Genomic DNA, 24690 nt, shown 5'->3' with positions numbered 1-24690 from the left:
TTCTTTACTACAAAAGTGAAGAAAATATAATGTCGGGAAGTAGCTCAGCTTGGTAGAGTACTTGGCTTGGGACCAAGGGGTCGCAGGTTCGAATCCTGTCTTCCCGACCATGATTTGCCCACGTTTTACAGGTTTGCCGGGGTGGCGGAATGGGCAGACGCAACAGACTTAAAATCTGTCGGGAGTTTCTCCCGTACCGGTTCAAGTCCGGTCCTCGGCACCAGCATTTATTTTGATGCGGGTGTAGTTCAATGGTAGAACTCCAGCCTTCCAAGCTGGTCGCGTGGGTTCGATTCCCATCACCCGCTCCATACATAAAGCAGAGAGCCAATAGGTTCTCTGTTTTTTTGCGTCTAGGAAAGCAGGACTATTTTTACTTGAGGCAAAAGTATAAAGGCTTATCCAATCGTTGAATAGATAAGCCTTTGTTCAATACAGGTATAAATTTTTGTCGAAAGCTGTCTGACGTTTTCTATGGTAGAAACATATGTTTTCGTGTACAGTAAAACTAAGATCGCTTACCGATGAAATTGGTAACGGATCTCTTGCCTTGCCTCCTGCCTTGTCAGGGGGCTTTTTTGCGTGAGACAAAAGAATGCGACCTTAGAGAGCTTCCATTCGTGGACCAACTTCCTGAGCATTCGCAATCGGCAGAGAAACGATAAAGCGTGTGCGTTTTTCATTGGAATCACAATGGATCGTGCCTTGATGCTTTTCAATAATATTTTTGCAGATGGACAAGCCGATACCTGTCCCATTTTGTTTAGTCGTAAAGAATGGTTGGAAAAGATTTTCTACGATCTCGGGTGGAATCCTTTCGCCGTTGTTTTCCACACTCAAATAGAGCCATCCATCTGAAGAAGTGGAAATGACATGAATATACTTGTCTGTACGATTTTGTACGGCGTCAATGGCATTGTTTAATAGATTGACGACAACTTGCTTCAAGCCTTCTTCATAACATGCGAGTGAGCAGGGGTGGATTTGTTTTTCAAAACGTATGTTTTCTCCCACGAGGCGAGGCGTAATCAGCATCTCTACTTCTTCAAGCAGTTCTTCTACTTGAACGGTTTTAAAAATTTCATCGAGAATTGGTTTTTTGGAAAAGCTGAGGAATCCGGTCAGTTGCCGATGTAAATTCTCAAATTCATGCATGACGACTTGAATGTACGTCTGAAGCTGGGCCTGTTCCTGCGTAGACTCGCCGATCAGCTTCAGGAACCCTTCAATGGCACACAACGGATTACGCAGCTCATGAGCCATATTGGCGGCAATTTTTCCGAGCATGGTCAGTTTGTCGTTATGCAAATAGGAGATCGTTTCTTCCTTCTGGACCAGCTCTTTATTTATCATTTGTTCAAAATGATAAACAGCCCAGAAGACACTTTCATCCATGGCCTTGCCCAGTTGGCTTTCCAAATAGTGCATTTCTTGTGAGGAGAGGGACCATCTCTGTAATTCTGGTTGGAGAACCCGCCAGAATACATTCCGGTACAATTGATATGTGCGCAAAATGGAGGAGAAGGGGAATTCCTGAGAACGAAGCCATTCTCCCATATCTAATGCCCAAGTCTGCATGTCATGATCTACATCCTCAACCAGATAGCGAGCCAAGAGCACTGTTCGTTTTTCTGCAAAATCGCGAGGAATGGTTACAGGAATTTCCATGCTGCGAACAATTTCTTGCAGCCATATTGTGGTGATGCTTGGTGTTAAGTCTAAAATCTTCCTTGAAACGTTATAAAGGTTTAGCGTCACAGTCTCCACCATCTCTTATCCACCCCACTAAAATCGTAAGGGAAAATGCCTAATTTAGACAAGGTATAATTATCCTGATTTCGCAATAAAATGTATTTTTTTCGGAAGTTTTTATCTACAAAATCCGCTGAAAACCGCCTTTTTTCGGAAAAATATTCAATCATGAGTCCGATTCCAGTCGCATAAAGTAGAATGGACGAACTTTATTGGACCAGGGAGGCAGGGATGGGCGAGTATTTTTGGCTGGGTCTTCTACACATCTTTATGATCGATCTGGTATTAAGCAGTGACAATGCTGTGGTCATAGGTATGGCCTGCCGCGGACTCCCTCAAAATGAGAGAAAACGGGCAATTCTATATGGGACATTGGGAGCAATCCTCTTGCGAATTGTGCTAACGGGAATGACTACTTGGATGTTGGATATTCCTCTCGTGAAGGCAATCGGGGGATTATTATTGCTATGGATAGCGTGTAAGTTGATGCTGGGTGAGAATGAAGAGTTCGCAGACGTATCGCATAATCAGACAATTGGTCAGGCGGTCAGGACCATTATAGTAGCAGATTTTGTCATGAGTTTAGACAATGTTTTGGCAGTTGGTGGAGCAGCACATGGCGATTTATGGTTAGTTTTGCTGGGGTTAGCGATGAGCATCCCATTATTAATGTGGGGAAGTGTATGGATTGCCCGCTTGATGAATCGTTTTCCCAGTATGGTCATCATTGGCGGAGGAATTCTTACCTTTACGGCAGTGGATATGTGTCTCCAGGATCCATATGTCTGGAAGTGGGTGAATCCTTTGCTTCTCAATCATATGTGGTTGCCCGTATTTGCTGCATTAGTGGTCATGTTTTGGGGGCGGATGAAAAGGACGTGAAAAGGTGATGAGGATTGTACATTGTTGGGCATACTACAACAAAGGTCATGGCCGTTTTGCGAAAATGTAAGTGGTCACATCCAGCTGAATGAAAACATAGCGGGAAAGGAACTATTTCGAAATGAATACAAGCCTCTTGATGCTATGGGGATACTGGGATGAAATCTACCAGCGTTGCACCAGACTTACCTATATTGAGAAAGGGAACAATATTTTTCGGGTTGTTGTATTACGCTATCGGGGAGAGCCACTCGTAACTACCGATCACTGCATCATTCATGACGGGGATTTGATCCTAAAGCTACATATACACAATTATTACTTTGCTACACTGTGCAAAGGAGTGAAGGATGAACTGCGCTTGGCACTTCTTTTGCGAAGACTTATCCTCCAATCACTGCCAAAGCTAGCCACGTTCCTGGATTCGATGGAAAATAAAGATCAAATAAAAGGGATAGTGGGAACGACCATGCTACATAAAGGGGTAACACCTTTGGGCTTCTCGATTTCTGATGTGCCCATGACTTGGTTTTTTCGGTACAAGCGATGGTACTTGCGCCTCATGCTAAGAATCGTGCATCCCAATGGAAAGCGGCGATTGCAATCATGGAATCATGAAATGCCCCTAAAGCGTGTTTATATGTCCAAGGAATTTTTACTCAATCGATATGCGGAGGGCAAGCAGCCTCTAGGAGAGTCCTACTAATGGCAAAGCGGTTTCTGTTAGTGACAGAGGAATGGGCAGGGAGTGGTCATCGGATGGCTGCTGAAGCTCTGCAAGAAGTTTTACTGGAAAGTGAGGGGGCACGATCGGCGCGAGTGGTGGGAGGATTGAAAACCGCCAGTCCAGGCTTACGTGTGCTCTCTCATTTTTTTTATCGCAATATGCTGCGCTACGGTCAACCCGTGTGGCAACGCATCTATGAACAGGAAGAAATGCTGGGCAGTGCATTAACCAAAGCACTGGGATGGTGGCTATCCGCAAGATTAACCAATCAACTGTTGCAAGAAGAGAAGCCAGATGTCGTCATCGCTACACATGCATACTGCTTGTCCGCATTGGCTGAAGCGAAGAAAAGGGTGTCCAAGCCTTTCCAGCTCGTTTGTGTGCCGACGGACTTCCATATTAATCGGTTTTGGGTTCATCCAGCAATTGATGCGTACATGGTGGCACATGAGCAAATTGCGCAAATTCTAATCGAACGCTACGGGATTGGCCCTGAAAAAATCCATGTTTATGGCATTCCAGTTCGGCCTGCTTTTACTACAGCGTTGCATACCGACAAAGCGGCTTGGAAAAAACAACTGGGACTCGTGCCAGATCAATTCACTGTGCTAATTGGTGGGGGAGAAGGCGGTTATGGTGGAGTGGAGCAGGTCGTACGAGAGTTGCTGTTGGAAGAACAACCATTGCAGATCGTAGTCGTGACAGGGAAGAATACAAGCCTGTACAGACGACTGGCGGGCTTATTAGGTACAAAGAGCACTGACCATCGTTTTATATTGAAAGGGTTTGAGCCGCAAATGTGGCAGTGGATTGGAGCAGCTGACGCCTATATAACGAAGCCAGGTGGTATTTCGTGCGCGGAGTCACTTGCTCTTAAGACACCGCTCATTTTATTCCATCCATTGCCCGGACAAGAAAAGCATAACTGTTCCTTTTTACTCGAGCAACAAGTGGCGATCTTGGCTGAAACGCCGGTCGAAATCAAAGAAATCATCAGGTCATGGCGTCAGCCTGAAAAAAGGGATGCTTTTGTAGGATGTTTGGACAAGCTGGGGCGACCAGAAGCAGCTCATCGAATAGCCCATGCTCTGCTTCAATTAACAGACTAAAATTGGAAGAAAAAAAGAACGAATGAACAAGCAAAACTTCACGCATATTAAACTTACAAACGACGAGGAGGTGATACAAATGGCGAACAACAACAGATCCAGTAACAATCTGGTGGTTCCTCAAGCAAACCAAGCGCTGGACCAACTGAAATACGAAATCGCATCCGAATTCGGTGTTCAGCTTGGACCAGACACCACTTCCCGTCAAAACGGTTCAGTTGGAGGAGAGATTACAAAACGTCTTGTCTCCTTTGCTGAGCAACAACTGGCTGGACGTGGCTAATCTAATAAGCTGGATGAAGGGAGGCACCTATGGTGTCTCTCTTTTTATTTTTCTAAGAAAAAGGAAATTATTTACAGATGAAAATGGGGGAGACCACCGCATAAATATTGGGTGGAGGCGGATTCTATATGTGTTAGGAGGTGAGTGGATATGACAGTAGGAGCACAAGTAAAACAGACGCTTGCCAGCTTGAAAGGCGCACAAGCAGATTTTGAAACGTTTGCTCTTAGCACGCAAAACAAGAAAGCGAAGCAATTGTATTCGCAAGCAGCAGAGCAGACACAATCCATCGTAGACAACCTCCAGCAGCGTGTAACGGAGCTGGAAAAGGAAGAACCACAGTTTAAGGGATTCTAGTGGAAGTGTAGGGAAAGGGAGAGGGACTTCCTCTCTCTTGGTTTTACTACCTATAAAAATCACCTCAGGTGATGGAGGTGGCTTATGCCTGACTGGTTAAATATTACGCTGCGTTCCATTGGCGCAGTTGCGTACTTATTTTTATTGACGAAGATTATTGGGAAAAGGCAAATCAAGCAACTTACATACATCGAATACATTGTCGGCATCAGCATCGGTTCGATTGCGGCCTTCATGGCAACCGAAATGGATGGACCGATCTATCATAGTTTGATCGGCATGGGGATTTTTGCGCTTTTCCCTTATTTAATGGAGTGGCTATCACTCAAGAGCAAGTTTCTCCGCGACCTATTTGAAGGGAAATCAACAGTTCTCATCAAAGAAGGCAAGATTTTGGAGGACAATCTGAAAAAGGAACGATTGACTGCGGAAGACTTGATGGAACAATTACGAATCAAAAACGTGTTCCGAGTAGCCGATGTAGAGTTTGCGTTAATGGAGACAAGCGGGGAAGTCAGTGTCTTATTAAAATCAGAGAGTCAGCCGGTAACCCCCAAACACCTTGAATTGACAGTAGCTCCTGCGGAAGAGAATCAAGTGGTCATTATGGATGGGGTGATCATGGACGAGCCGCTGGCAACAGCAGGTCTGAATCGCAGATGGGTTCGCACGGAGCTGCAAAAAGCGGGAGTGGCTTTGGAAAATGTTTTCCTCGGCCAAGTAGACAAAGGTGGAGAGCTCTATCTCGACCTGTATGACGATAAATTGATGGTTCCAGGTGCCCAAGCGATGAAGCTGGCTTTTGCTACATTGAAAAAATGTCAGGCGGATCTGGAGCTGTTTGCACTCAATACAAAAAATGAACACATGAAGCGTACCTACCAAACCGATTCGGAACAGCTACAACAGATTATCGATCAAGTAAAACCGTTCATGATACGGTAAAAAGGAGTAAGTAACATGGCAGATCAAAAAAAGAAAAAGCTGACTCCCGTCCAGCAAGAATATCAGGAATTGGCAAAGGGACACGAGCCTCCGCGACCGCTTTTGCGCAATTTTACTCGGGCATTTTTAGTGGGTGGCGGCATTTGTATGATCGGACAAGGGATACAAGAAATGTTCATTCACTACTTCCATTTTACGGAGAAAACCGCTGGGAATCCTACAGTAGCTGTCTTGATCATTCTTTCGGCTCTTTTGACCGGTCTAGGACTATATGACCGGATTGCCCAATGGGCTGGGGCAGGAACGAGTGTGCCGGTTACGGGTTTTGCCAACTCGATTGCATCAGCGGCGATCGAGCATCGCAGCGAAGGATTTGTGCTGGGGGTCGGCGGTAACATGTTCAAGCTCGCGGGGTCAGTGATTGTGTTTGGAGTGGCGGCGGCTTTCGTCGTTGGCTTGATCAAAACATTGTTTACGATGGGAGGCTGACGGATGCGCCAAGGTCATCAGTCTTGGGTCTTTCCTTTAAAACCTGTCATTCTCGGGCACGCTGCGATTGGTGGGCCTTTTGAAGCTAAGGGACCGTTAGCCGAAGACTTTGATATCTTGCACGGAGACTTGAATCTCGGACAAGACAGCTGGGAAAAGGCGGAGAAAGTCCTGCTGGAAGAAGCGTGCTCGAAAGCGGTGGAGAAAGCGGGGCTCACGAAAGAGCAAATAAACTTTATGCTTGCCGGGGATTTAATGAACCAGATCATATCTGCCAGCTTTTCGGCCCGGACGCTTTCGATTCCGTTTCTGGGGATTTTCGGAGCGTGTTCAACAGCGATGGAGGGCTTGGCCTTGGCTGCTCTCATGGTGAATAGTCAAGCTGCCGAGTACGTCTTGGCTGCTACCTCCAGTCACAATGGGGCTGCGGAAAAGCAATATCGCTATCCAACGGAGTACGGCTCACAAAAGCCCCCAACGGCACAATGGACCGTGACGGGAGCAGGGGCTGCTGTTGTAGCCAGTCAGGGTAAGGGATTGCGGATTACGGGAGCCACCATCGGGCATGTAGTCGATATGGGATTAACAGATCCATTCAATATGGGAGCAGCGATGGCGCCTGCCGCATTATCCACGATTGAGTCGCATTTCCGTGACTTTCAGCTCCCTCACGACCATTATGATTTGATTGTAACAGGCGATTTAGGACGAACGGGCCATGCCATTTTATCTGATCTGTTGCCCAAGCATCACATGCACATTCCCTTAGAGCGCTATGTCGATTGCGGGAAGCTCATTTATGGTGAAAATCCAAATGTATGGTCGGGTGGTAGCGGATGTGGCTGTATCGCTACAGTGACGTACGGGCATCTACTTCGGCGGATGAAGCAAGGAGAATGGAAGCGAATCTTGCTGGTTGCCACAGGAGCCCTCTTATCCCCGTTGACCTTCCAGCAGGGAGAAAGCATTCCTTGCATCGCCCATGCCGTGGCTATTGAGTCGGAGCAACTTGGAGAGTGATACCATGATGTTTTTGTGGGCGTTTCTCGTAGGAGGAACGATTTGCTTAATCGGTCAATTTCTCATGGATGTCGTCAAGCTCACACCTGCCCATACGATGTCCTCTCTTGTTGTCACTGGAGCAGTGCTAGACGGACTCGGTCTATACGAGCCACTGGTTCATTTTGCCGGAGCAGGAGCGACAGTACCCATCACGAGCTTTGGAAATGCACTGGTACACGGTGCAATGGCGGAGGCCGAGAAGCATGGAGTCATTGGCATTATTACCGGCATTTTTGAAGTGACGAGTGCGGGGATTTCGGCTGCCATCGTCTTCGGATTTATCACAGCAGTCATGTTCCGGCCAAAAGGATAATGGCAGGTACATATTGCCACTTGTGCCAAAATACTTGAATTGAACCTACTTTCGCCAACTTGTAGAATGGGTTGGGTAAAGGAGGGAACAATTTATGTGGTGGAGCAAGAAAGCAGTATTAACCTTGCTTGCTGCCTTTATGGCTGTAGCGTGTATTTTCCCGGCCGACTCCCTGGCAGCCACACAGATTCAGCGCGGAAGTGTGAACGGGGATGTATGGGATCTGCAGTATCGTTTGCAGATGCTGGGTTACTACAACGGCAAATTGGATGGCATTTACGGTGCGAATACAACAAAGGCCGTCAGACAGTTTCAAAAAGCATACGGCTTATCGATTGACGGTATCACTGGACCAAATACATGGCGCGTTCTAAAGAAAGTGTCGGTAAATAAAGCGGAAATGCAGATGCTGGCGCAGCTGGTATATTCCGAAGCACGCGGAGAACCTTATGAGGGCCAAGTAGCTGTGGCTGCGGTCGCGTTGAACCGTGTCCAGTCCAAAAACTTTCCCAATACACTTGCCGGTGTCATCTTTGAGCCATTAGCGTTTACCGCTGTAGATGATGGACAATTCTGGATGACTCCTAACAAGACTGCTTATCAGGCAGCTTGGGATGCCGTACGAGGATGGGACCCGACAAACAATTCTATTTACTACTTTAACCCTGTTACGGCGACCTCCAAGTGGATTTGGTCACGTACACAAGTGAAAAAGATCGGCAAACACATTTTTGCCATTTAACCATTGCTCATGCAGCCCTCGAAACAGTATTCGTCATGATGCTGTTCGAGGGCTTTCCTTTTGACTGGAAACTATTGTTCGTTGTTTTTACAAAATAGTTCGATAAAATGGTACGAAAGGAATCGCATATTTCCCCATGGAGGTTGATGATGAAGAAACGGATGATCCTTGCCTCGCTGGCAGCCTTTTTGCTAATAGGTACACCAGTTGTCGAGGCAGAAACAACGAAAATGAACGAAACACCTTATGTAGACATTAGCGGCCATTGGGCAGAACAAGAAATCAATCAACTTTACATAGCGGACGTAATTGGTCAAAACGAATATTTTCGACCTGATGACAATGTGACATTGGGTGAACTGCTCACGATGTTTGTGAATGCGAAAGGAATTGAACCTCTTGGCAACAAGCAATCATCCTTTGCGGACGTACCGGGAAACAGCTGGCTGTCGCCTTATGCAGAGACGGCCTATCGACTGGGAATTGTCCATGGGCAGAAGCAGGGGAATCACCTGTTTTTACATCCGGATGCCCCAGTAAAAAGAGCAGAGCTCGCCTCTATCCTGGTAAGAACAATGGGGGACAGCGGGGTAGTCAATAACCTGAAGTGGTCTACGACGATCCAGACATTGAACCAATACCCGGATGGAAACAACGTGAAAGAGAAAGAGCAACGCCCACTCGTTTACGCCATGCAAAACGGGTTAATGAGTTCCTATGGGGACGGTACATTAAAGCCGAACAAGTATATGACGAGAGCCGAAGCAGCCACATACGCGGCCCTTCACTTGCTTCCGGATAAGCCGAGAACGACAAAAGCTCTCGCAAACGGAACACCTTTTCGCCAGGAATTAACGGTACAGACGACTGCTTACAGCTACCCGAACGACAAAATCCTGTCGTATCTGGAGTATCCACTGCGCGAAGGTGTAGTAGCGGTTGATCCAAATGTCATCCCGCTTGGTACGCACTTGTACATCGATGGCTACGGCTATGCAGTGGCAGCTGATATCGGTGGTGCGGTAAAGCAACGCCATGTGGATCTGTATCTTCCGACGTTGAACGAAGCTGAAAATCATGGCTTGCAAAAAGGCGTCAAAGTATACGTACTTGATTAATAAAAATGCTGAACATATTTCCTGCTCTTTCCACTCATACTAACGTGGAAGGGGTGGGATTTTTTCATGGTATGGGTGTTGCTAGCATTGTTTGGTTTATTTGTCCTACTAGCGATTACGCCAATACAATTGACGTGTTTTTACAGTCGCGAGGGCGATAATGATCAATTGGAAATTACGATTGCAGCTTGGGGTATCATTCGCAGGAAATACGAAATTCCCATTCTCCTCTTGAAAATGACAGAAACTGGGCCTGAGCTTGTCGCAAAGGTGGAAACGATCCAGCAAGGAAGCAAGCTTCGGGAAAAGGTCAAAGATTTTACGCGGAGGCAAGTGAAGGTATGGTATCGAAATTATCGTGACGTGCTGGAAAGAGTGCGTGATTTGCTGCCTTTGCTAAAAGACCTGTTCAAACAAATTCGCTGTACGAAGTTAGAATGGCATACGTTGTTGGGCACAGGTCAGGCAGCGGAAACAGGGGCGCTGACAGGACTAATCTGGGGAGTGAAAAGTCTGATTGTCGGGATTCTCTCTCACTCCATCTCTTTACAGACGATGCCTGCCATGAGTGTACAGCCTGTCTGGAACCAAGCCCTTCTACATACGAAAGTTCAAGCGGTGTTACATTTTAGTCTGGGTCACTTCGTTTTCTATGCGCTAAAAGTAATTCTGCGGATTCGAAAAAGTAAACAACGAAAATGGCAAGCTGCGCCTACGCGTGCCTAATGACAAAGGTTGGAGCCCGCATATTTATTCCCTTGTGTAGGGTACATGCTCCGGATTTGTTGGGGGAATGATAAAACATGACACAGACAGGAAGGAGGAGCGACAAATATGGCAGACCACCCGATTCAAGGCCTGATGAGAACAGCGATGGAAAATCTCAAGCAAATGGTGGACGTGAATACAATCATAGGTGATCCGGTTGAGACACCTGACGGTAGTGTCATTCTTCCGATCTCCAAGGTAGGATTTGGTTTCGCAGCAGGGGGTAGTGAGTTTCAATACGATCACCAGCATAATGGGCACCAACACAATCAACAGCATGAACATGCTGGTCACCCGTTTGGCGGGGGTAGTGGGGGCGGTGTCTCCATCACACCTGTAGCTTTTTTGGTCGTTGGCAAACAAGGAATTCGCTCGATTCCGCTTGAAAATACGACCCATCTCTATGACCGGATTTTGGATTCTGTTCCGCAAATCGTGGATAAAGTTCAGGGGATGTTTACCAAATCGGATGAACCCACTGTTTATTCCAATACGATAATTGCCAGAGCAGAAGAACAAGATTTGGAAGACCTGATGGATCGAAAGTAAGGCAAGCACAAAACAGGTATGCTCCACAAAAGGGGCATACCTGTTTTTTCAGTAGTAAGCGTATGACATTACCAGCGTTCGTTTACATACAAGCCTGTTTTCGCAACATGCTGATAATGAAGGCTCGAGCTGGAGGAGGCGATATAAGGATGGAGAGCCATCGCTTCCTCGTAGTACCGTGAAAAGGAGCCGAGGGGCTTGCTTTGCAATCCCAATGTACCTGCTCTGAATGCTTGGGCTACTCGCTCCATTGTATTTGTATAGTCCACATAGTGGGTCTGTACGGCCTCCAGCCATTTCTCATCGTCCATTTCCAGTTGTCCATCTGGTAACAGCTTGATTCCAAACATTTGGAGTTTTTCCTCTGCGTCTTTTGCCACTTGAGCGAATGCATCCAGCTTTTGCGCCGTCAAGGTATCTGCCTTTTCCGTAAGAAATAGCTGCAGGTGATTGTATTTACTTACTAACGAGTGTGTTCGCTCATGGAATAGCTCCATGTCAGGTCCAGCTTCGCTATCTTTACCCGCGGCTATAAATTCCCGAGCACTCTTCTCCAAATCGGAGGAAAACCGGTAGAGACGCGATAAGGAATCGGAAAGCTCTGTTGTCCATTGCTGCTGACGAGTGTAGAACGGCTGCAAATTATAACGGAAGATTGGATTGACCGGCGTGCTTAATTTTGCCTGAAGCATATGGGTACGATAGCGGCCTACCCGCTGCGTAAATGGAACATGGCTGACTCGATTCGTTTTCATGTCGGTCACCTCCTTAAAAGCAAATGGAATGAATCCCCAGGAACAATTTACTATCTCCTATTATAGACGATGCCTACTCCATTTCAATGAGCAGATCGCCAGTTTGAATGGCTTCGCCTGCTTTCACGTAGACGGCTTTAATTTTTCCGTCGAGTGGGGCTTGAATCGTCGTCTCCATTTTCATCGCTTCACTCACCAAAAGATGCTCGCCTTTACGCACCTTGTCACCTTCTGCTACAAGCACCTTGAGCACTTTTCCAGGCATAGAGGCACCGAGGTGGCCAGGGTTTTGGGCTTCTGCTTTTCGGCGGATCAGTTCAGAGACTTTTGCGGATTGGTCACGGATGAAGATTTCACGTGGCTGTCCGTTCAGTTCAAAATAGATGATGCGTCTGCCATCTGGATGAAGCTCGCCAACTGCGACCAGCTTGATAATCAGCGTTTTACCGCGCTCGATCGTAATGGCGGTTTCCTCACCCGGACGCAATCCGTAGAAAAACGTTCCGGTATTCAATACCGACAGGTCTCCGTATTCCTTCAGGCGTTGTTCAAATTGCAAATAGACTTGCGGATACATGATATAGGACAGGACGTCTAGCTGACTGAGCTCACGTCCGATTTTGGCTTCCAACTCAGCCGTAACTTGCGTAAAGTCAATGGGCGCGAGCAATTCTCCAGGACGTGCAGTAAAGGCATCGCGACCTTTTAGCACGAGCTCTTGCAACTCCTTCGGGAACCCTCCCGGCGGTTGGCCAAGATACCCTTGGAAAAATTGAATGACCGAATCCGGAAAGTCGAGGCGTGTGCCTTTTTCCCAAATGTTTTCCTCATTCAAGTTGTTTTGGACCATGAACAATGCCATATCACCGACGACCTTGGATGACGGGGTCACTTTTACAATGTCGCCACACATTTGATTGACGACAGCATACATGTGTTTCACTTCGTCCCAACGACCTTCCAGACCAACCGCTTTGGCTTGCTGCTCCAGATTGGTGTATTGTCCGCCAGGCATTTCGTGAACGTACACCTCAGTGTTGCTCGCCTTCATGCCACTTTCAAAGCCTTGGTAGTACGGACGTACATCCTCCCAGTAATCCGACAGCTTGTTGAACGATTCAAGAGACAAGCCAGTCTCACGCTCCGTATGGGCTAGGCTCGCGATCAACCCGTTCAAGCTTGGCTGGGAAGTGAGTCCAGACATGGAGCTGACGCAAGCATCGACGATATCCACGCCTGCTTCGATTGCTTTCAGAAGCATAGCACCAGCGTTTCCTGACGTATCGTGAGTATGCAAATGGATCGGAATGCTGATTTCTTGTTTTAAAGCAGAGACGAGCGAATAAGCAGCATACGGCTTCAAAAGACCTGCCATATCCTTGATCGCGAGAATATGGGCACCTGCTTTTTCCAATTCTTTAGCCAGATTGACGTAGTAGGCCAAGCTGTATTTGGTCTTGGTCGGGTCCAGAATATCTCCGGTGTAGCAAATCGCTGCTTCGGCTACCTTGCCAGATTCACGTACGGCTTCAATGGCTGTTTGCATTCCGGGAAGCCAGTTCAGGCTGTCAAAGATCCGAAAGACATCAACGCCATTTTCCGCAGAGGCTTTAACGAAGGCGTGGATCACATTATCCGGGTAATTGGTGTAGCCTACGCCATTTGCTCCGCGCAAAAGCATTTGGAACAGGACATTCGGTATGCGTTGGCGGAGAATTTGCAGTCGTTCCCAGGGAGATTCCTGCAAAAAGCGCATCGTCGTGTCAAAAGTGGCACCGCCCCACATCTCCAGCGAGAAGAGCCCAGAACCGAGCTTGCCTGTCGCTTCTGCAATGGAGGCGAGATCGTAGGTGCGCACACGCGTAGCAAACAAAGACTGGTGGGCATCGCGGAATGTCGTGTCTGTAACAAGCACATGCTTCTGTGCCTGAATCCAGCGTACCAGACCGTCGGCACCTTCCTTATCCAGAATTTGCTTCGTCCCGTCCGGATATGGCTGAGCAAATGGTGTCCGCGGGATGCGAGGTGAGTCGAAGTGCGGCTTTTTCTCCGATTTCTGGAGACCAGGATATCCGTTGACAATCGTGTCTCCGATATAAGATAGTAATTTGGTACCCCGGTCCTGACGGCCAGGGAAGATGAACAGCTCTGGTTTGGTATCAATAAACGACGTATCGTAGTTGCCACTCAAAAAATCAGGATGTGTCACGACATTTTCCAAAAACGGCAGGTTCGTTTTCACGCCACGAATACGGAACTCACGCAATGTGCGGAGCATTTTGCGAGCGGCTTGGTCAAAGCTCGCGCCATACGTGGAGATTTTGACCAGAAGCGAGTCATAAAACGGTGTAATGATCGCGCCTGGATAACCATTGCCGCCGTCCAGCCTTACGCCGAAGCCGCCACCAGAACGCCAGGCGGACAAGCGGCCGGCATCTGGCAGGAAGTTGTTTTCAGCGTCTTCTGTTGTGACACGGCACTGGATGGCAAAACCACTCATCTGGATATCACTTTGCGCACTGATGCCAATCTCCTCACCGGAGAGCGCATGACCCTCAGCTACGCGAATCTGTGACTGAACAATGTCGATTCCAGTGATGAGCTCTGTGATGGTATGCTCTACTTGAATGCGAGGATTGACTTCTATAAAATAAAAACGCTTGTCCGGCGTTAACAAAAACTCGACAGTACCAGCGTTCGAATAACCGGCTTTTTGCATAAGAGTGAGAGCAGCCTGGCAAATTTCTTCACGCAGTTTGTCATTCAACGATAGGCTCGGTGCCACTTCGACCACTTTTTGATGGCGCCGTTGAACAGAGCAATCGCGCTCATACAGATGGACGATGTTTCCGTAGTTGTCTCCGAGAATTTGGACCTCGATGTGTTTGGGCTGTTCTAAGTATCGCTCCAGATACACCTTGGCATTGCCAAAGGAAGAGCGGGCCTCGGAACGTGCGCGATCTAACGAATCTTGCAATTCCTCCTGACTGCGGACGATACGCATGCCACGGCCTCCGCCGCCAGATACACCTTTAATAATGATGGGGTAGCCGTATTCTTTGGCAAAGAGAAGTGCCTCTTGAAGTGTTTCGATGGGCTCCGGAGTGCCAGGAATCACTGGGATTTCCGCTTCAATCGCAAGACGACGTGCTTCTACCTTGTCCCCGAATTTGTCGATCAGCTCAGGGGATGGTCCAATGAAAATGATGCCTTCCTCTTGGCAACGCTTTGCAAAATCAGCGTTTTCAGCAAGAAATCCATAGCCTGGGTGAATGGCATCGATATCGTTGCGCTTGGCTATTTCGATGATACTTTCGATATCGAGGTAAGCCTCAATAGGCCCTTTACCCGCTCCGACCAAGTAAGACTCGTCAGCCTTGAAGCGATGGATAGAAACGTTGTCTTGCTCGGAGTACACGGCTACCGTACGTATGCCGAGTTCCGTTGCTGCACGAAAGATCCGAATGGCGATCTCACCGCGGTTTGCTACCAGTAGGCGATTGATTTTTCTCTTTTTCATTATTCTCTCCCCCTTACGTCTCGGAAAAAAAGACGTATTAAAATTATATATAGAACAAATATACAAAATTTTCTCGACACAAGACACCCTTTTTTCGATCACAGGAGGATGGATGAACATGAACAATCAGTACGACAAGCTGCCTGTATTTGTGTACGGCACACTTTTGACGGGCTTTGGTAACTATAGGAATTATGTAAAACCGTATCAGCATGAGGCAACACCTGCGATGATTCAAGGTGACATCTATCATTTGCCGGCAGGCTATCCGGGATTGCTGAAAGGAGAGCAGGAGATCGTGGGGGAGATCGTCACGTTTGCCCCTGACGTGTACGAGCAAGCACTAGCTGGACTGGACGAGCTGGAGACGTACTATGGCGAGGGTGATCCGCGCAATGAATATGAACGGATCATCGTGTCAGCGACCGTGGAAGGAACAGGTCAGGTCGTGAACGTCTACGTATATCGTTATTTGGATCAAGACCTGGTCAAGCAAACAGGAGTGCACATTCGGCATGGGAATTGGCGACGCTACATGCAAGAGCAGTCTGAATAGCCAGTGCTAGTTTTGCCAAAACTGGTAGGGAAAAGGAGGGAGCCCTGCCATGGAATTACTCCATAGTGAACCTGCACAAATCTGGCGTTACCTGATTCCGCAAAATCACTGGATGTTTCCCGACGAAGTTCCAGAAGATGAACTGATCTTTCATTATCGCGACCACATTTATTTTGTAAACAATGACGGCTCAGTTTTGTCCATGCCACAACCTGCTTGCTTCGAAACGCTGGATATGGGGACCTTGCTGGAGTATTTGGCAACATCGGACGACACCATTGATTTTGACGATGAGGGAGAATTCGATTACGGCCATGTCTTAAAGCGTATGGGGTATATCGTGCCAGTCAGGGACAAGCGGGGAAAAGCCACGTATCAGATTGAAATTATCAACACAGCATTGCCGAAAGCACATGGAACGCGGTACGAAATGAAGCAGGTTACCTTCGCTTTTGCCCTCTATCACGCGCTGATGCGCTGTCATGAGCTGAATGCGAAAACGGATTGGGAGTATGAGCATGAAGTGAAGCGAATCGCCGAGGTACAAGTCAAGCGAAGCGGAAAAGTGCAAGTGAATCTGTAATTTCTACTATTGGCATAGTGAAAAAAAGTGAATGATAGGGTATGATATTGAGGTACATATGAAAGATTTGGTGAGGAGGAAGAAATCATGACAACTGCTGTTGAGCGTCAAGGCGCATTTGTATTCAAAGGTGGTCCTGTAACACTGCTCGGTCCTGAAATCAAAGTAGGAGATACTGCTCCTAACTTTACTGTAGTAGGTGGCGATCTGTCCCCTGTAACTTTGGAAGATTCCAAAGGCACTGTTCGCATCATCTCCGTAATCCCTTCTATTGACACTGGCGTGTGCGATGCACAAACTCGCCGTTTCAACGAAGAGGCTGCGAAATTGGAAGGCGTAACTGTGCTGACTGTTTCCGTTGACCTGCCATTCGCGCAAAATCGCTGGTGCGGTGCTGCTGGCATCGACAAAGTGAAAACAGTATCTGACCACAAAGACCTGTCCTTCGGTACAGCTTATGGCGTAGCGATCAAAGAGTTCCGTCTCTTGGCTCGTGCTGTATTCGTAATCGATGCAAACGACAAGGTTGTACACGCTGAGTATGTGGCTGCTGCTGGTGAGCATCCAAACTACGAAGCTGCGATTGCTGCTGCACAAGCTGCGAAGTAAGCAATTTTCATAAGTAAGCTCCCTTTTTGTCCATGTGACGGAAAGGGAGTTTTTTTATTTGCAGCAAGTGGAAAAAATAGTCTTGACGGATTTAGTAACCAGTGGTTATATTATAACCAACGGTTACTAACCATCGGTTACTAATTTTTTTTTTTCGAGAAGTAAGGAGTTGACTATCAAGCATGGCAAGCAAACAAGAAATACGCTCAGAAGAAACGAAACGGGCGATTTTGACGGCGGCAGCAGACCTTTTCGCTACCCGAGGCTTTGATACGGTATCCATCAGGGAAATCGCCAAAGCAGCCGGCTGTTCCCATACAACCCTCTACATTTATTTCAAGGACAAAGAAGCACTGCTTCATCATCTGTCCAAGGAACCGTTGCAAAGCTTGGCGCTACAAATGGAAGAAACACTGTCCAAACAAGAACGAACACCAGAAGATATCCTGCGTGAAATCAGCAGTCAGTTTATCCACTTTTGCTTGCGCAATCGAACGATGTATACGTTATTCTTCATGATCAATGCCTCTCGGATCGATGTAGAGGAACCGGAAAAAGAATTGCAATCGCTGCGCAATCAATTGTTTGGTTTGTTGAGGCAGGCTGTGAGACATTGCTTGCCAACTGAGATAGAGGAAGAAAAAGCGCTTGCCTATGCACGAGTTTATTTCTACACGCTGCATGGCATCGTCGGTACGTATACACATTCCGAAGAACCATTGGACAGCTTGATGGAAAGGCTAGCCCCTACATTTGCTCTATCCGTGGATGTTTTTCTAGCAGGAAGTCAAAAAATAATGAACAGGGAGTGACCAGAGAATGATCAGAGTGGAGCAAATCTCGGCGAACATTTGGTGTATCAAAGCGTGGTTGTTGATTCCTTTGCGGGTTTGGATTGTCAGGGAGGAGGATGGCGTTACGCTTGTCGATGCGGGGATGCCATTTATGACGAAACGGATTATGGCTTTTATCAAGCAGCTGAATGCAGGACCACTCAAACGAATTTTGCTGACGCATGGTCATTCGGATCATGTGGGGGCCGTTAAAAAAATAGCGGCGGCAGAATTCGTACCAGTCTTTGCCCATCGAATCGAGATTCCGTATATGGAAGGGAAAGAGCTGTATCCTCGTCGTAAAAAGCTGGAAGTAAACGTCCAGCCTGGCCTAGCTCAGTCTTTGCCAGAGGATGCCGAAGGGAATGTAGCTCCAATTGGCGGACTGCAACCTTATCTGACACCTGGTCATTCTCCAGGGCATGTGGTGTATTATCACGAAAAGGACGGAGTGCTTTTGGCGGGAGACTTGTTTACTTCCAAACGCGGCAGATTGCATCGTCCCATGCCGATGTTTACGGCGGATATGGCGCAAGCACTCAAAAGCAGTTTGATCGTCCGCCAATTGCAACCACGCCATTTGGAAGTGTGCCATGGCAAACCGATCTATCATCCGGCAGAACAGCTCGATGACTATCTGAAAGAGGTCTCTACTTCTTTTTCGATCCCAACTAGTGTTTGGCAATCATAGGGCACTTTTCGTCTGAGCTGAATCGTATGAAACGAATCCCCTTTTTCTCGCGTCATAGGTTTGAGGTGATTGGATGAAAAAGGTAGGATGGATTGGCCAACTATTTCTGATAGCGACACTGTTACTGACAGGGTGTGGGAACGGATCGTCCGCGCAAGGGACTTCGCAGCTTGCAGAACCACCACAGCCAGTCATTGAATGGAGCGGAAAAACAGCTGTGACGGTGCCTGCATCTTCCTGCTGGAGCTATAATAACGAGTCGATCTGCAAAGATATGGCGGCACCACCGGAACTTGTCGCAGAGCATAAGCCTGCCCCACTGCAAGTAAGGCCAGGGGCCACGATGACCATCACTTTTGCCCAGCAGCCAACTACAAATACGCTCAAGGTCACCCAATGGAACGGCATGAAAGAAGTGGAGCAAGTAATAGAGAACGGCAATCAGTGGAAGGCGCCCGAACAGCCAGGTTGGTATTTGTTTGACGTTCGCGGTCAGTGGGCGCAAGGTGATGCAGGGCATGCATTTGTCATCGAAGTAAAGGACAGCATCGGATCAGCATATCAGACGGTTATGGCCAAACAGCCATGATCGTTTTTTGCTATACTGAGGGGGAGGGAAGACTTAAAGGAGAGACAACATGCTAGAAGAATTAATAAGCTTCACGGTTGATGAGGCAGATGCAGGGCAAACTGTGCGAGAAGTACTGCAAAAGCGTTATGGTGTATCACGCCGCTTGCTCATACGTGCCAAGTTTAAAGGCTCCATTACTCGGAATGGCGTCCTCGTTTTTGTGAACGAAAAATTGCAAGCCGGCGACAAAATAGCAGTCATGGTTGAAGAAGAGGCGGAAGAGACCGTTGCCCCAGAGGACATGCCGCTCTCCATCCGTTACGAGGACGAGGATTTGATGGTCATCGCAAAGCCAGCGGGATTGGTCGTTCATCCGACAGGAAATTATCCCAGTGGAACCTTGGCAAATGGGATGATCGCGTATTGGAAAAAACGTGGCGAGCACAGAAAGTTCCGGGCGGTGAACCGTTTGGATAAAGATACATCAGGTTTGATGATCGTGGCGAAAAATCAATGGGCACATGAACAATTCAGTCGAATGCAGCAGATCAGGACGTTGCAGCGGACCTATCGAGCTATCGTTCAAGGGATCGTGGAGTCTGACGAAGGTACGATTGATGCGCCGATTGGTCTTGCGGAAAATTCGTTTATCACCAGACAAGTAAGACCGGAGGGGCAGACAGCTGTTACCCATTATCGTGTGCTTGCCCGAGGGGAAGGAATGAGTTTTGTCGAGGTAAAGCTGGAGACGGGGCGAACGCATCAGATTCGCGTACATATGAGCAGTGAAGGGCACCCACTAGCCGGAGATGATCTGTACGGGGGAGAACGGGAGCATATCGGCCGACAAGCTTTGCATGCATGGGGGCTATCCTTTGTTCATCCGCGTAGCGGTCTTGCGATGAGCTGGGAGGAGCCACTGCCAAGTGATATGGAGCAGCTAGCCCAACTATTTTTTCCTGATTATCCGTGCAAGGAAATGACCTAGGCGAAAAATTTCGTCATTTCCCTCTGGAAAGCTGTAAGCGTTTTCGATATGATAGAAGAAATTCGTTACAAACAATTGGAGACACAACAGAGAATAGCTGGCTGTCTGCGGGGGGAAATCTCGCAAAGATTTTTTTCAGTAGCAGACTAGACCCAGCTTGCGCCTGATGCCTGTTTCGGATCGTTTTGACAAAGAGGGTTTCCCTTTTTATTTGTCATGCACCGGAATTGCTTTGGGGGTGAGCTGGGTTTTCTTATTTGCCCAAGAGAAGGAGAGGGTTTCATGAAGCTGGTTTCCTATCGAGAAAGGGAAAGGGATGCTTGGCGAGCAGGGCTTCTGCACGAAGGAAAAGTCAAAGATATTGCACATGCTTGCCCAGGGGCGCCGAGTACAGTGCTGGGATTGCTCGAAGAGTGGGCGAACTGGTTACCCGTTCTCAAAGCAGCATACGAAGCACAGGATGACTGGGATTTGGAGCAGGTCGAGCTAGGTTCGCCACTTCCACGTCCTGCCAGCTTTCGAGACTTTTACGCCTTCGAGGCCCATGTGATGACAGCGAGAGCCAAACGAGGACTTCCGATGGTGCCCGAATGGTATCACTTCCCCGTCTTTTATTTTTCGAATGCAGCAGCTTTTACAGGGACGCAAGCGAATATTCGCAGACCAAAAGCAACCGAGTGGCTGGACTATGAGCTGGAAATTGCCTGCGTGATTGGAAAAGCAGGCGTAAACATCCCAGTTGAACGAGCGGAAGAGCACATCGCAGGATATTGTATCTTAAACGACTGGAGCGCCCGCGATATACAACGGGAGGAGGTCAAGGTCGGCTTAGGGCCAGCCAAAGGCAAAGACTTCGCAACGTCCATGGGACCGTGGCTGGTTACACCGGAGGAGCTGGCAGATGTACGTATCGCAGGCGAAAAGGGGAGCCGCTATGATCTGGGGATGGTGGCACGCATCAATGGTAAGGAGTATTCAAAAGGAAACTTCAAAGACATTCATTATACATTTGCTGAAATGATTGCCCGCGCCTCAGAGGATTGCTCCTTGTATCCCGGAGATGTTATCGGATCGGGAACAGTAGGGACTGGTTGCATTTTGGAGCTGGGGACAGAGCAGTATGCTTGGCTTGCGCCAGGTGATGTAGTGGAGCTAGAGGTGGAACGCCTCGGTGTGCTTCGCAATACGATTTGTGAATAAGGATGAAAAAAGGAGGAAGGAACGTATGGCTTTTTATCAACGAATGGGGGAAGTTCCACAAAAGCGGCATACGACGTTTTACAAGCCGGATGGGGGACTGTACCGCGAGCAAGTGATGGGAACCAAAGGGTTTTCCGGAATTCAATCCATTCTGTATCACCACAATCCGCCTACTCAAGTGAGGGAGACGCGCAAATACGCAGACGTCCGCTTGGAATATGTGGAGCAGGTTGATTTAAAGCATCAGCATTTTAAAACGTTTGATGTTCAGCCGGGAGGGGACCCGATTTTCGGACGTCGATACATGCTAGGAAATAACGACGTCGTCATGGCAGTATGCGCACCAACAGAGCCGATGGATTACTTTTATCGCAATGCGGATGGGGATGAAGTCGTCTTTGTCCATCAAGGAGAGGGAGAGCTGCAAACGATTTTCGGTACACTCACTTACAGGCCGGGTGACTACCTCGTTATTCCGATCGGCACGACCTACCGGATTGTACCTTCTGTGCAGAGTCGTTTCCTCGTCATTGAGTCCCAAAATGAGATCGTACCACCAAAGCGATATCGCAACGAATATGGTCAATTGTTGGAACATTCGCCGTTTTGTGAACGTGATATTCGTTTGCCGGAAAAATTGGTGACGCATGTGGAAAGTGGAGACTTCGAGGTGCGCGTCAAACGCCAATCCGTGGTCTACAGCTACTTCTTTGACTTCCATCCGTTTGATGTCGTTGGCTGGGACGGTTATTTGTACCCGTATGCATTGAGTGTTCATGATTTTGAACCGATTACTGGACGCATACATCAACCACCACCTGTACATCAAACCTTTGCCGGTCAAAACTTTGTCATCTGCTCGTTCGTTCCGCGGATGTACGATTATCATCCGCAAGCGATCCCTGCGCCTTACTACCACAGTAATGTAGAAAGTGATGAGGTGTTATACTACGTAGATGGCAATTTTATGAGTAGAAAAGGTATTTACGAGGGTTCGATCACTCTGCATCCAATGGGGATTCCTCACGGGCCGCATCCAGGCAAGGTAGAGGCGAGCATTGGGAAAAAAGAAACGCAAGAGCTGGCTGTCATGCTGGACACATTCCACCCGCTTCACGTTACAAAGCAAGCGTTGCAAATTGAGGATGAGGCATACATGTCAAGCTGGTTGCCACCGCAGGAATAGGAAGAGGTGTAAAAACGCAATGGAAATCGCCATTCACGAGATTGAACGGCAGGAAAAATACAAGCTCTTGATCGGATGTATCGTCCCGAGGCCGATCGCTTGGGTCACTTCGTTAGGGGAGGGAGGCATCGTCAATGCGGCTCCTTTCAGTTATTTTAATGTCGCTAGTATTGAACCGATGATGGTTTCGGTTGCCGTCATGCGCAAGCCGGGTAGTGTCCCAAAGGATACGGCACGAAACATCATGCAAACGGGAGAATTCGTGGTCAACATGGTGGACGTACACAATGTGGATGCAGTCAATCAGACTTCTGCTGATTATCCGCCAGAGATCAGTGAAGTAGAGGCATTGGGGCTGGAAGTCGCCCCATCTGTTCTCGTCAAGGTGCCGAGACTGCGTGCATCCCGCATCCATTTTGAGTGCAAGCTGCATCAGATTGTGGAATTAGGTAGTCCGACGACTTCGGATTTGATTATCGGGGAAGTGGTGCATGTACATGTAGCGGATGAGCTGTATCATGCAGGACGGATTGATGCCGCAGCGTTTGCTCCTGTTAGCAGATTAGCTGGCCATACGTATGCGACTCTGGGAGAACAGTTTGATCGTCCCCGCCCCGTTTATGAGCCTCCTGCCAAATGATTGATCTCCGTCCAGCGACGGAGGACAAATCCCTCTACGGACCATTTTACCGGAATCGCCTATCGGGTATCCTGTAGATACAAGGCAAGCGGATACTGTAGAGAGGGTGGAATGCAATGATGGAAAGACGACTATACCGTTCTCATGATAAACGGTTATTTGGAGTTTGTGGTGGGATTGCGCAATTCTTACGCATTGACTCTACGCTGGTACGTGTAGGAGTTGTCGTTCTCACTGTTTTTACAGGAGTACCGATTTTGCTTTACTTGCTGATGGCGATGATCATGCCAAAGGAACCGCAGTGGTCATACGCTTCTGACGGTTTCCCGATGCATGATGCCCCATATAGTGGACATGCACGTATGAACGATTTGGATCAGGAGATTGACCGTCTGGAGAAGCGTGCTTTGGTACAGGAAGTGTATCGCCTACGCGAAGAATTGGGCAAATACAAAGGACTTTAAAGCAAATAAAGAGACTTCCAGGGCTTTACGCTCATGGGAAGTCTCTTTTCACTTTTTTACCTATTTTGCCCCTACAAAAAATGGTCAGCAACTTCTGGCGATTGCTGCATAACATGTAAGGTGGAAAACCTACATAGGGAGGGAAAAGCAGTGTATCTCGGCGTGTTCGATTTGAATGAGCGTTTGGAGCAAACCCGCAAAATCCTGCGGGAAAAGCAACATCTGAAAAAACTGATTGAAGAAGACATCTGTGACTTGGAACAAGACGTCAAAGAATTAGAAGCGATGACGGCGAAACAAGAAAAGTATGCGACCAGTGCCCGGCGCTAAAACAGCTGTATGAGCGACAAAAAGAGGAAGTGGCAACTGCCCGATGAAGGCAGAAAGCCACTTTTTTAATTATGAAGCGCTTGGTCCAAAACTTTTTCTACGATGGCAGGAACCATGCGGATCGCTGCACTATCGGTTCCGTACGTCTGGCTATCCGCGTAAGTACCTTCCATCAACAAGATCAGCATATAGGCCAGCTCGCATGGATTCGCAGCGCCAAGGGCAGTCGTGCGCTCCAAAAAAGCGTCGCGGATTCGTTTCTGATGGGAGCATACCAACTCGCGAACAGGATGAACCGGATCAGGAAACTCGACAGCTACATTGATAAAACAACAGCCGCGAAATTGCTCGTTGGTCGCGCGCTCAGCCAGATCAGCAAAAAACTGAATGAGTTGCTCTCGTGGCCGATTGGGATGTTTGGCGATGCTCTCTTCCCATTCTTGCCAAAAAACGTCTTGCTTTCGGGTCATGTAGGCGAGAATCAGGTCCGTTTTCGAGGAAAACTGCCGATAGACGCTCATTTTATTCATTCCGGCCCGCTCGACGATGGCGTCTACACTGACGGCATGGATCCCTTCTTGATAAAACAATTCTTCAGCAGCGTTCAATATGATCTCTTGTGCTTTTTCCCGAGGCACGCGAGGCCGTTTTGCTTCCGTCATATTCCA

General features: G+C 47.9%; 29 protein-coding genes and 3 tRNA genes. 28 read left to right on the top strand and 4 right to left on the bottom strand.

Annotated elements, in window-relative coordinates:
- The first annotated feature begins 33 nt into the window (after window positions 1–33).
- From HP398_RS07950 to HP398_RS07940, 3 genes are all read left to right on the top strand, one after another.
- A tRNA-Pro gene (locus tag HP398_RS07950) sits at window positions 34–110 on the top strand.
- A gap of 25 nt (window positions 111–135) precedes the next feature.
- Window positions 136–223 (top strand) — tRNA-Leu (locus HP398_RS07945).
- A gap of 14 nt (window positions 224–237) precedes the next feature.
- Window positions 238–311, top strand: a tRNA-Gly gene (locus HP398_RS07940).
- Between the two features lie 292 nt (window positions 312–603).
- Here HP398_RS07940 and HP398_RS07935 read toward each other — a convergent pair.
- On the bottom strand, window positions 604–1770 hold the full coding sequence (locus HP398_RS07935) for a sensor histidine kinase (protein ID WP_017250398.1): 1167 nt from the start codon (window positions 1768–1770) through the stop codon (window positions 604–606).
- 213 nt (window positions 1771–1983) lie between these two features.
- Here HP398_RS07935 and HP398_RS07930 point away from each other — a divergent pair, with 213 nt between their 5' ends.
- From HP398_RS07930 to ytfJ, 13 genes are all read left to right on the top strand, one after another.
- Window positions 1984–2634: a TerC family protein gene (locus HP398_RS07930; protein WP_017250397.1), complete on the top strand. Its 651-nt coding sequence runs from the start codon at window positions 1984–1986 to the stop codon at window positions 2632–2634.
- Window positions 2635–2755: 121 nt separating this feature from the next.
- A complete protein-coding gene (locus HP398_RS07925; RefSeq protein WP_017250396.1) occupies window positions 2756–3340 on the top strand; it encodes a YkoP family protein in 585 nt (194 codons plus the stop codon).
- Window positions 3340–4470, top strand: coding sequence for an MGDG synthase family glycosyltransferase (locus tag HP398_RS07920; protein WP_017250395.1), 1131 nt, complete (start codon window positions 3340–3342; stop codon window positions 4468–4470). Before HP398_RS07925 ends, HP398_RS07920 begins: the two co-directional genes overlap by 1 nt.
- Window positions 4471–4549: 79 nt before the next feature.
- Window positions 4550–4753 (top strand): alpha/beta-type small acid-soluble spore protein, encoded by a 204-nt coding sequence (locus HP398_RS07915; protein ID WP_007717155.1) that lies wholly within the window; start codon window positions 4550–4552, stop codon window positions 4751–4753.
- Between the two features lie 150 nt (window positions 4754–4903).
- The gene (locus HP398_RS07910) at window positions 4904–5110 is read left to right on the top strand and encodes a DUF1657 domain-containing protein (RefSeq protein ID WP_007717150.1); all 207 of its coding nucleotides are present in this window, start codon (window positions 4904–4906) and stop codon (window positions 5108–5110) included.
- Window positions 5111–5194: 84 nt separating this feature from the next.
- The gene (locus HP398_RS07905; RefSeq protein WP_173622309.1) at window positions 5195–6055 is read left to right on the top strand and encodes a DUF421 domain-containing protein; all 861 of its coding nucleotides are present in this window, start codon (window positions 5195–5197) and stop codon (window positions 6053–6055) included.
- Window positions 6056–6070: 15 nt separating this feature from the next.
- On the top strand, window positions 6071–6544 hold the full coding sequence (gene spoVAC, locus HP398_RS07900; RefSeq protein ID WP_017250393.1) for a stage V sporulation protein AC: 474 nt from the start codon (window positions 6071–6073) through the stop codon (window positions 6542–6544).
- A gap of 3 nt (window positions 6545–6547) precedes the next feature.
- Window positions 6548–7564, top strand: a complete 1017-nt coding sequence (gene spoVAD / locus HP398_RS07895) for a stage V sporulation protein AD (protein WP_173622308.1) — start codon at window positions 6548–6550, stop codon at window positions 7562–7564.
- Window positions 7565–7568: 4 nt separating this feature from the next.
- Window positions 7569–7919 (top strand): stage V sporulation protein AE, encoded by a 351-nt coding sequence (spoVAE, locus tag HP398_RS07890; protein WP_017250391.1) that lies wholly within the window; start codon window positions 7569–7571, stop codon window positions 7917–7919.
- Between the two features lie 94 nt (window positions 7920–8013).
- Window positions 8014–8661, top strand: coding sequence for a spore cortex-lytic enzyme (sleB, locus tag HP398_RS07885; RefSeq protein WP_017250390.1), 648 nt, complete (start codon window positions 8014–8016; stop codon window positions 8659–8661).
- A 149-nt stretch (window positions 8662–8810) separates the two neighbouring features.
- Window positions 8811–9779, top strand: a complete 969-nt coding sequence (locus HP398_RS07880) for an S-layer homology domain-containing protein (RefSeq protein ID WP_017250389.1) — start codon at window positions 8811–8813, stop codon at window positions 9777–9779.
- A 66-nt stretch (window positions 9780–9845) separates the two neighbouring features.
- Window positions 9846–10505 (top strand): DUF2953 domain-containing protein, encoded by a 660-nt coding sequence (locus tag HP398_RS07875; protein WP_173622307.1) that lies wholly within the window; start codon window positions 9846–9848, stop codon window positions 10503–10505.
- 108 nt (window positions 10506–10613) lie between these two features.
- Window positions 10614–11096: a GerW family sporulation protein gene (ytfJ, locus tag HP398_RS07870; protein WP_069851476.1), complete on the top strand. Its 483-nt coding sequence runs from the start codon at window positions 10614–10616 to the stop codon at window positions 11094–11096.
- A gap of 68 nt (window positions 11097–11164) precedes the next feature.
- On the opposite strand, the gene HP398_RS07865 is transcribed toward ytfJ, so the two are convergent.
- The gene (locus tag HP398_RS07865; RefSeq protein WP_017250386.1) at window positions 11165–11851 is read right to left on the bottom strand and encodes a hypothetical protein; all 687 of its coding nucleotides are present in this window, start codon (window positions 11849–11851) and stop codon (window positions 11165–11167) included.
- A 73-nt stretch (window positions 11852–11924) separates the two neighbouring features.
- A complete protein-coding gene (gene pyc / locus HP398_RS07860) occupies window positions 11925–15371 on the bottom strand; it encodes a pyruvate carboxylase (RefSeq protein WP_173622306.1) in 3447 nt (1148 codons plus the stop codon).
- A gap of 118 nt (window positions 15372–15489) precedes the next feature.
- On the opposite strand from pyc, the gene HP398_RS07855 reads away from it, so the two are divergent.
- The 12 genes from HP398_RS07855 to HP398_RS07800 all read left to right on the top strand — a co-directional run bounded on the left by HP398_RS07855 (window position 15490) and on the right by HP398_RS07800 (window position 24022).
- Window positions 15490–15927: a gamma-glutamylcyclotransferase family protein gene (locus HP398_RS07855; RefSeq protein WP_371736722.1), complete on the top strand. Its 438-nt coding sequence runs from the start codon at window positions 15490–15492 to the stop codon at window positions 15925–15927.
- 49 nt (window positions 15928–15976) lie between these two features.
- Window positions 15977–16510, top strand: a complete 534-nt coding sequence (locus tag HP398_RS07850) for a hypothetical protein (RefSeq protein ID WP_173622304.1) — start codon at window positions 15977–15979, stop codon at window positions 16508–16510.
- 87 nt (window positions 16511–16597) lie between these two features.
- Window positions 16598–17119, top strand: coding sequence for a thiol peroxidase (gene tpx / locus HP398_RS07845; RefSeq protein ID WP_007717107.1), 522 nt, complete (start codon window positions 16598–16600; stop codon window positions 17117–17119).
- 182 nt (window positions 17120–17301) lie between these two features.
- The gene (locus HP398_RS07840) at window positions 17302–17931 is read left to right on the top strand and encodes a TetR/AcrR family transcriptional regulator (RefSeq protein WP_173622303.1); all 630 of its coding nucleotides are present in this window, start codon (window positions 17302–17304) and stop codon (window positions 17929–17931) included.
- 7 nt (window positions 17932–17938) lie between these two features.
- Window positions 17939–18643, top strand: a complete 705-nt coding sequence (locus HP398_RS07835) for an MBL fold metallo-hydrolase (protein ID WP_017250381.1) — start codon at window positions 17939–17941, stop codon at window positions 18641–18643.
- A 73-nt stretch (window positions 18644–18716) separates the two neighbouring features.
- On the top strand, window positions 18717–19232 hold the full coding sequence (locus tag HP398_RS07830) for a hypothetical protein (RefSeq protein ID WP_017250380.1): 516 nt from the start codon (window positions 18717–18719) through the stop codon (window positions 19230–19232).
- Window positions 19233–19281: 49 nt separating this feature from the next.
- Window positions 19282–20202 (top strand): RluA family pseudouridine synthase, encoded by a 921-nt coding sequence (locus HP398_RS07825; RefSeq protein WP_017250379.1) that lies wholly within the window; start codon window positions 19282–19284, stop codon window positions 20200–20202.
- Window positions 20203–20484: 282 nt separating this feature from the next.
- Window positions 20485–21402: a fumarylacetoacetate hydrolase family protein gene (locus tag HP398_RS07820; protein WP_173622302.1), complete on the top strand. Its 918-nt coding sequence runs from the start codon at window positions 20485–20487 to the stop codon at window positions 21400–21402.
- Between the two features lie 25 nt (window positions 21403–21427).
- On the top strand, window positions 21428–22588 hold the full coding sequence (locus HP398_RS07815) for a homogentisate 1,2-dioxygenase (protein WP_017250377.1): 1161 nt from the start codon (window positions 21428–21430) through the stop codon (window positions 22586–22588).
- Window positions 22589–22607: 19 nt separating this feature from the next.
- The gene (locus HP398_RS07810; RefSeq protein ID WP_017250376.1) at window positions 22608–23228 is read left to right on the top strand and encodes a flavin reductase family protein; all 621 of its coding nucleotides are present in this window, start codon (window positions 22608–22610) and stop codon (window positions 23226–23228) included.
- 116 nt (window positions 23229–23344) lie between these two features.
- On the top strand, window positions 23345–23692 hold the full coding sequence (locus HP398_RS07805; protein WP_017250375.1) for a PspC domain-containing protein: 348 nt from the start codon (window positions 23345–23347) through the stop codon (window positions 23690–23692).
- A gap of 150 nt (window positions 23693–23842) precedes the next feature.
- Window positions 23843–24022, top strand: coding sequence for a hypothetical protein (locus HP398_RS07800; protein WP_017250374.1), 180 nt, complete (start codon window positions 23843–23845; stop codon window positions 24020–24022).
- A gap of 65 nt (window positions 24023–24087) precedes the next feature.
- On the opposite strand, the gene HP398_RS07795 is transcribed toward HP398_RS07800, so the two are convergent.
- A complete protein-coding gene (locus HP398_RS07795) occupies window positions 24088–24684 on the bottom strand; it encodes a TetR/AcrR family transcriptional regulator (RefSeq protein WP_173622301.1) in 597 nt (198 codons plus the stop codon).
- Between the last annotated feature and the right edge of the window lie 6 nt (window positions 24685–24690).

This window comes from Brevibacillus sp. HB1.4B (genome assembly GCF_013284285.1).
Taxonomy (GTDB): domain Bacteria; phylum Bacillota; class Bacilli; order Brevibacillales; family Brevibacillaceae; genus Brevibacillus; species Brevibacillus porteri.
Note: the sequence above shows the minus strand (reverse complement) of the source record. Positions and strands in the feature narration are given on the sequence as shown.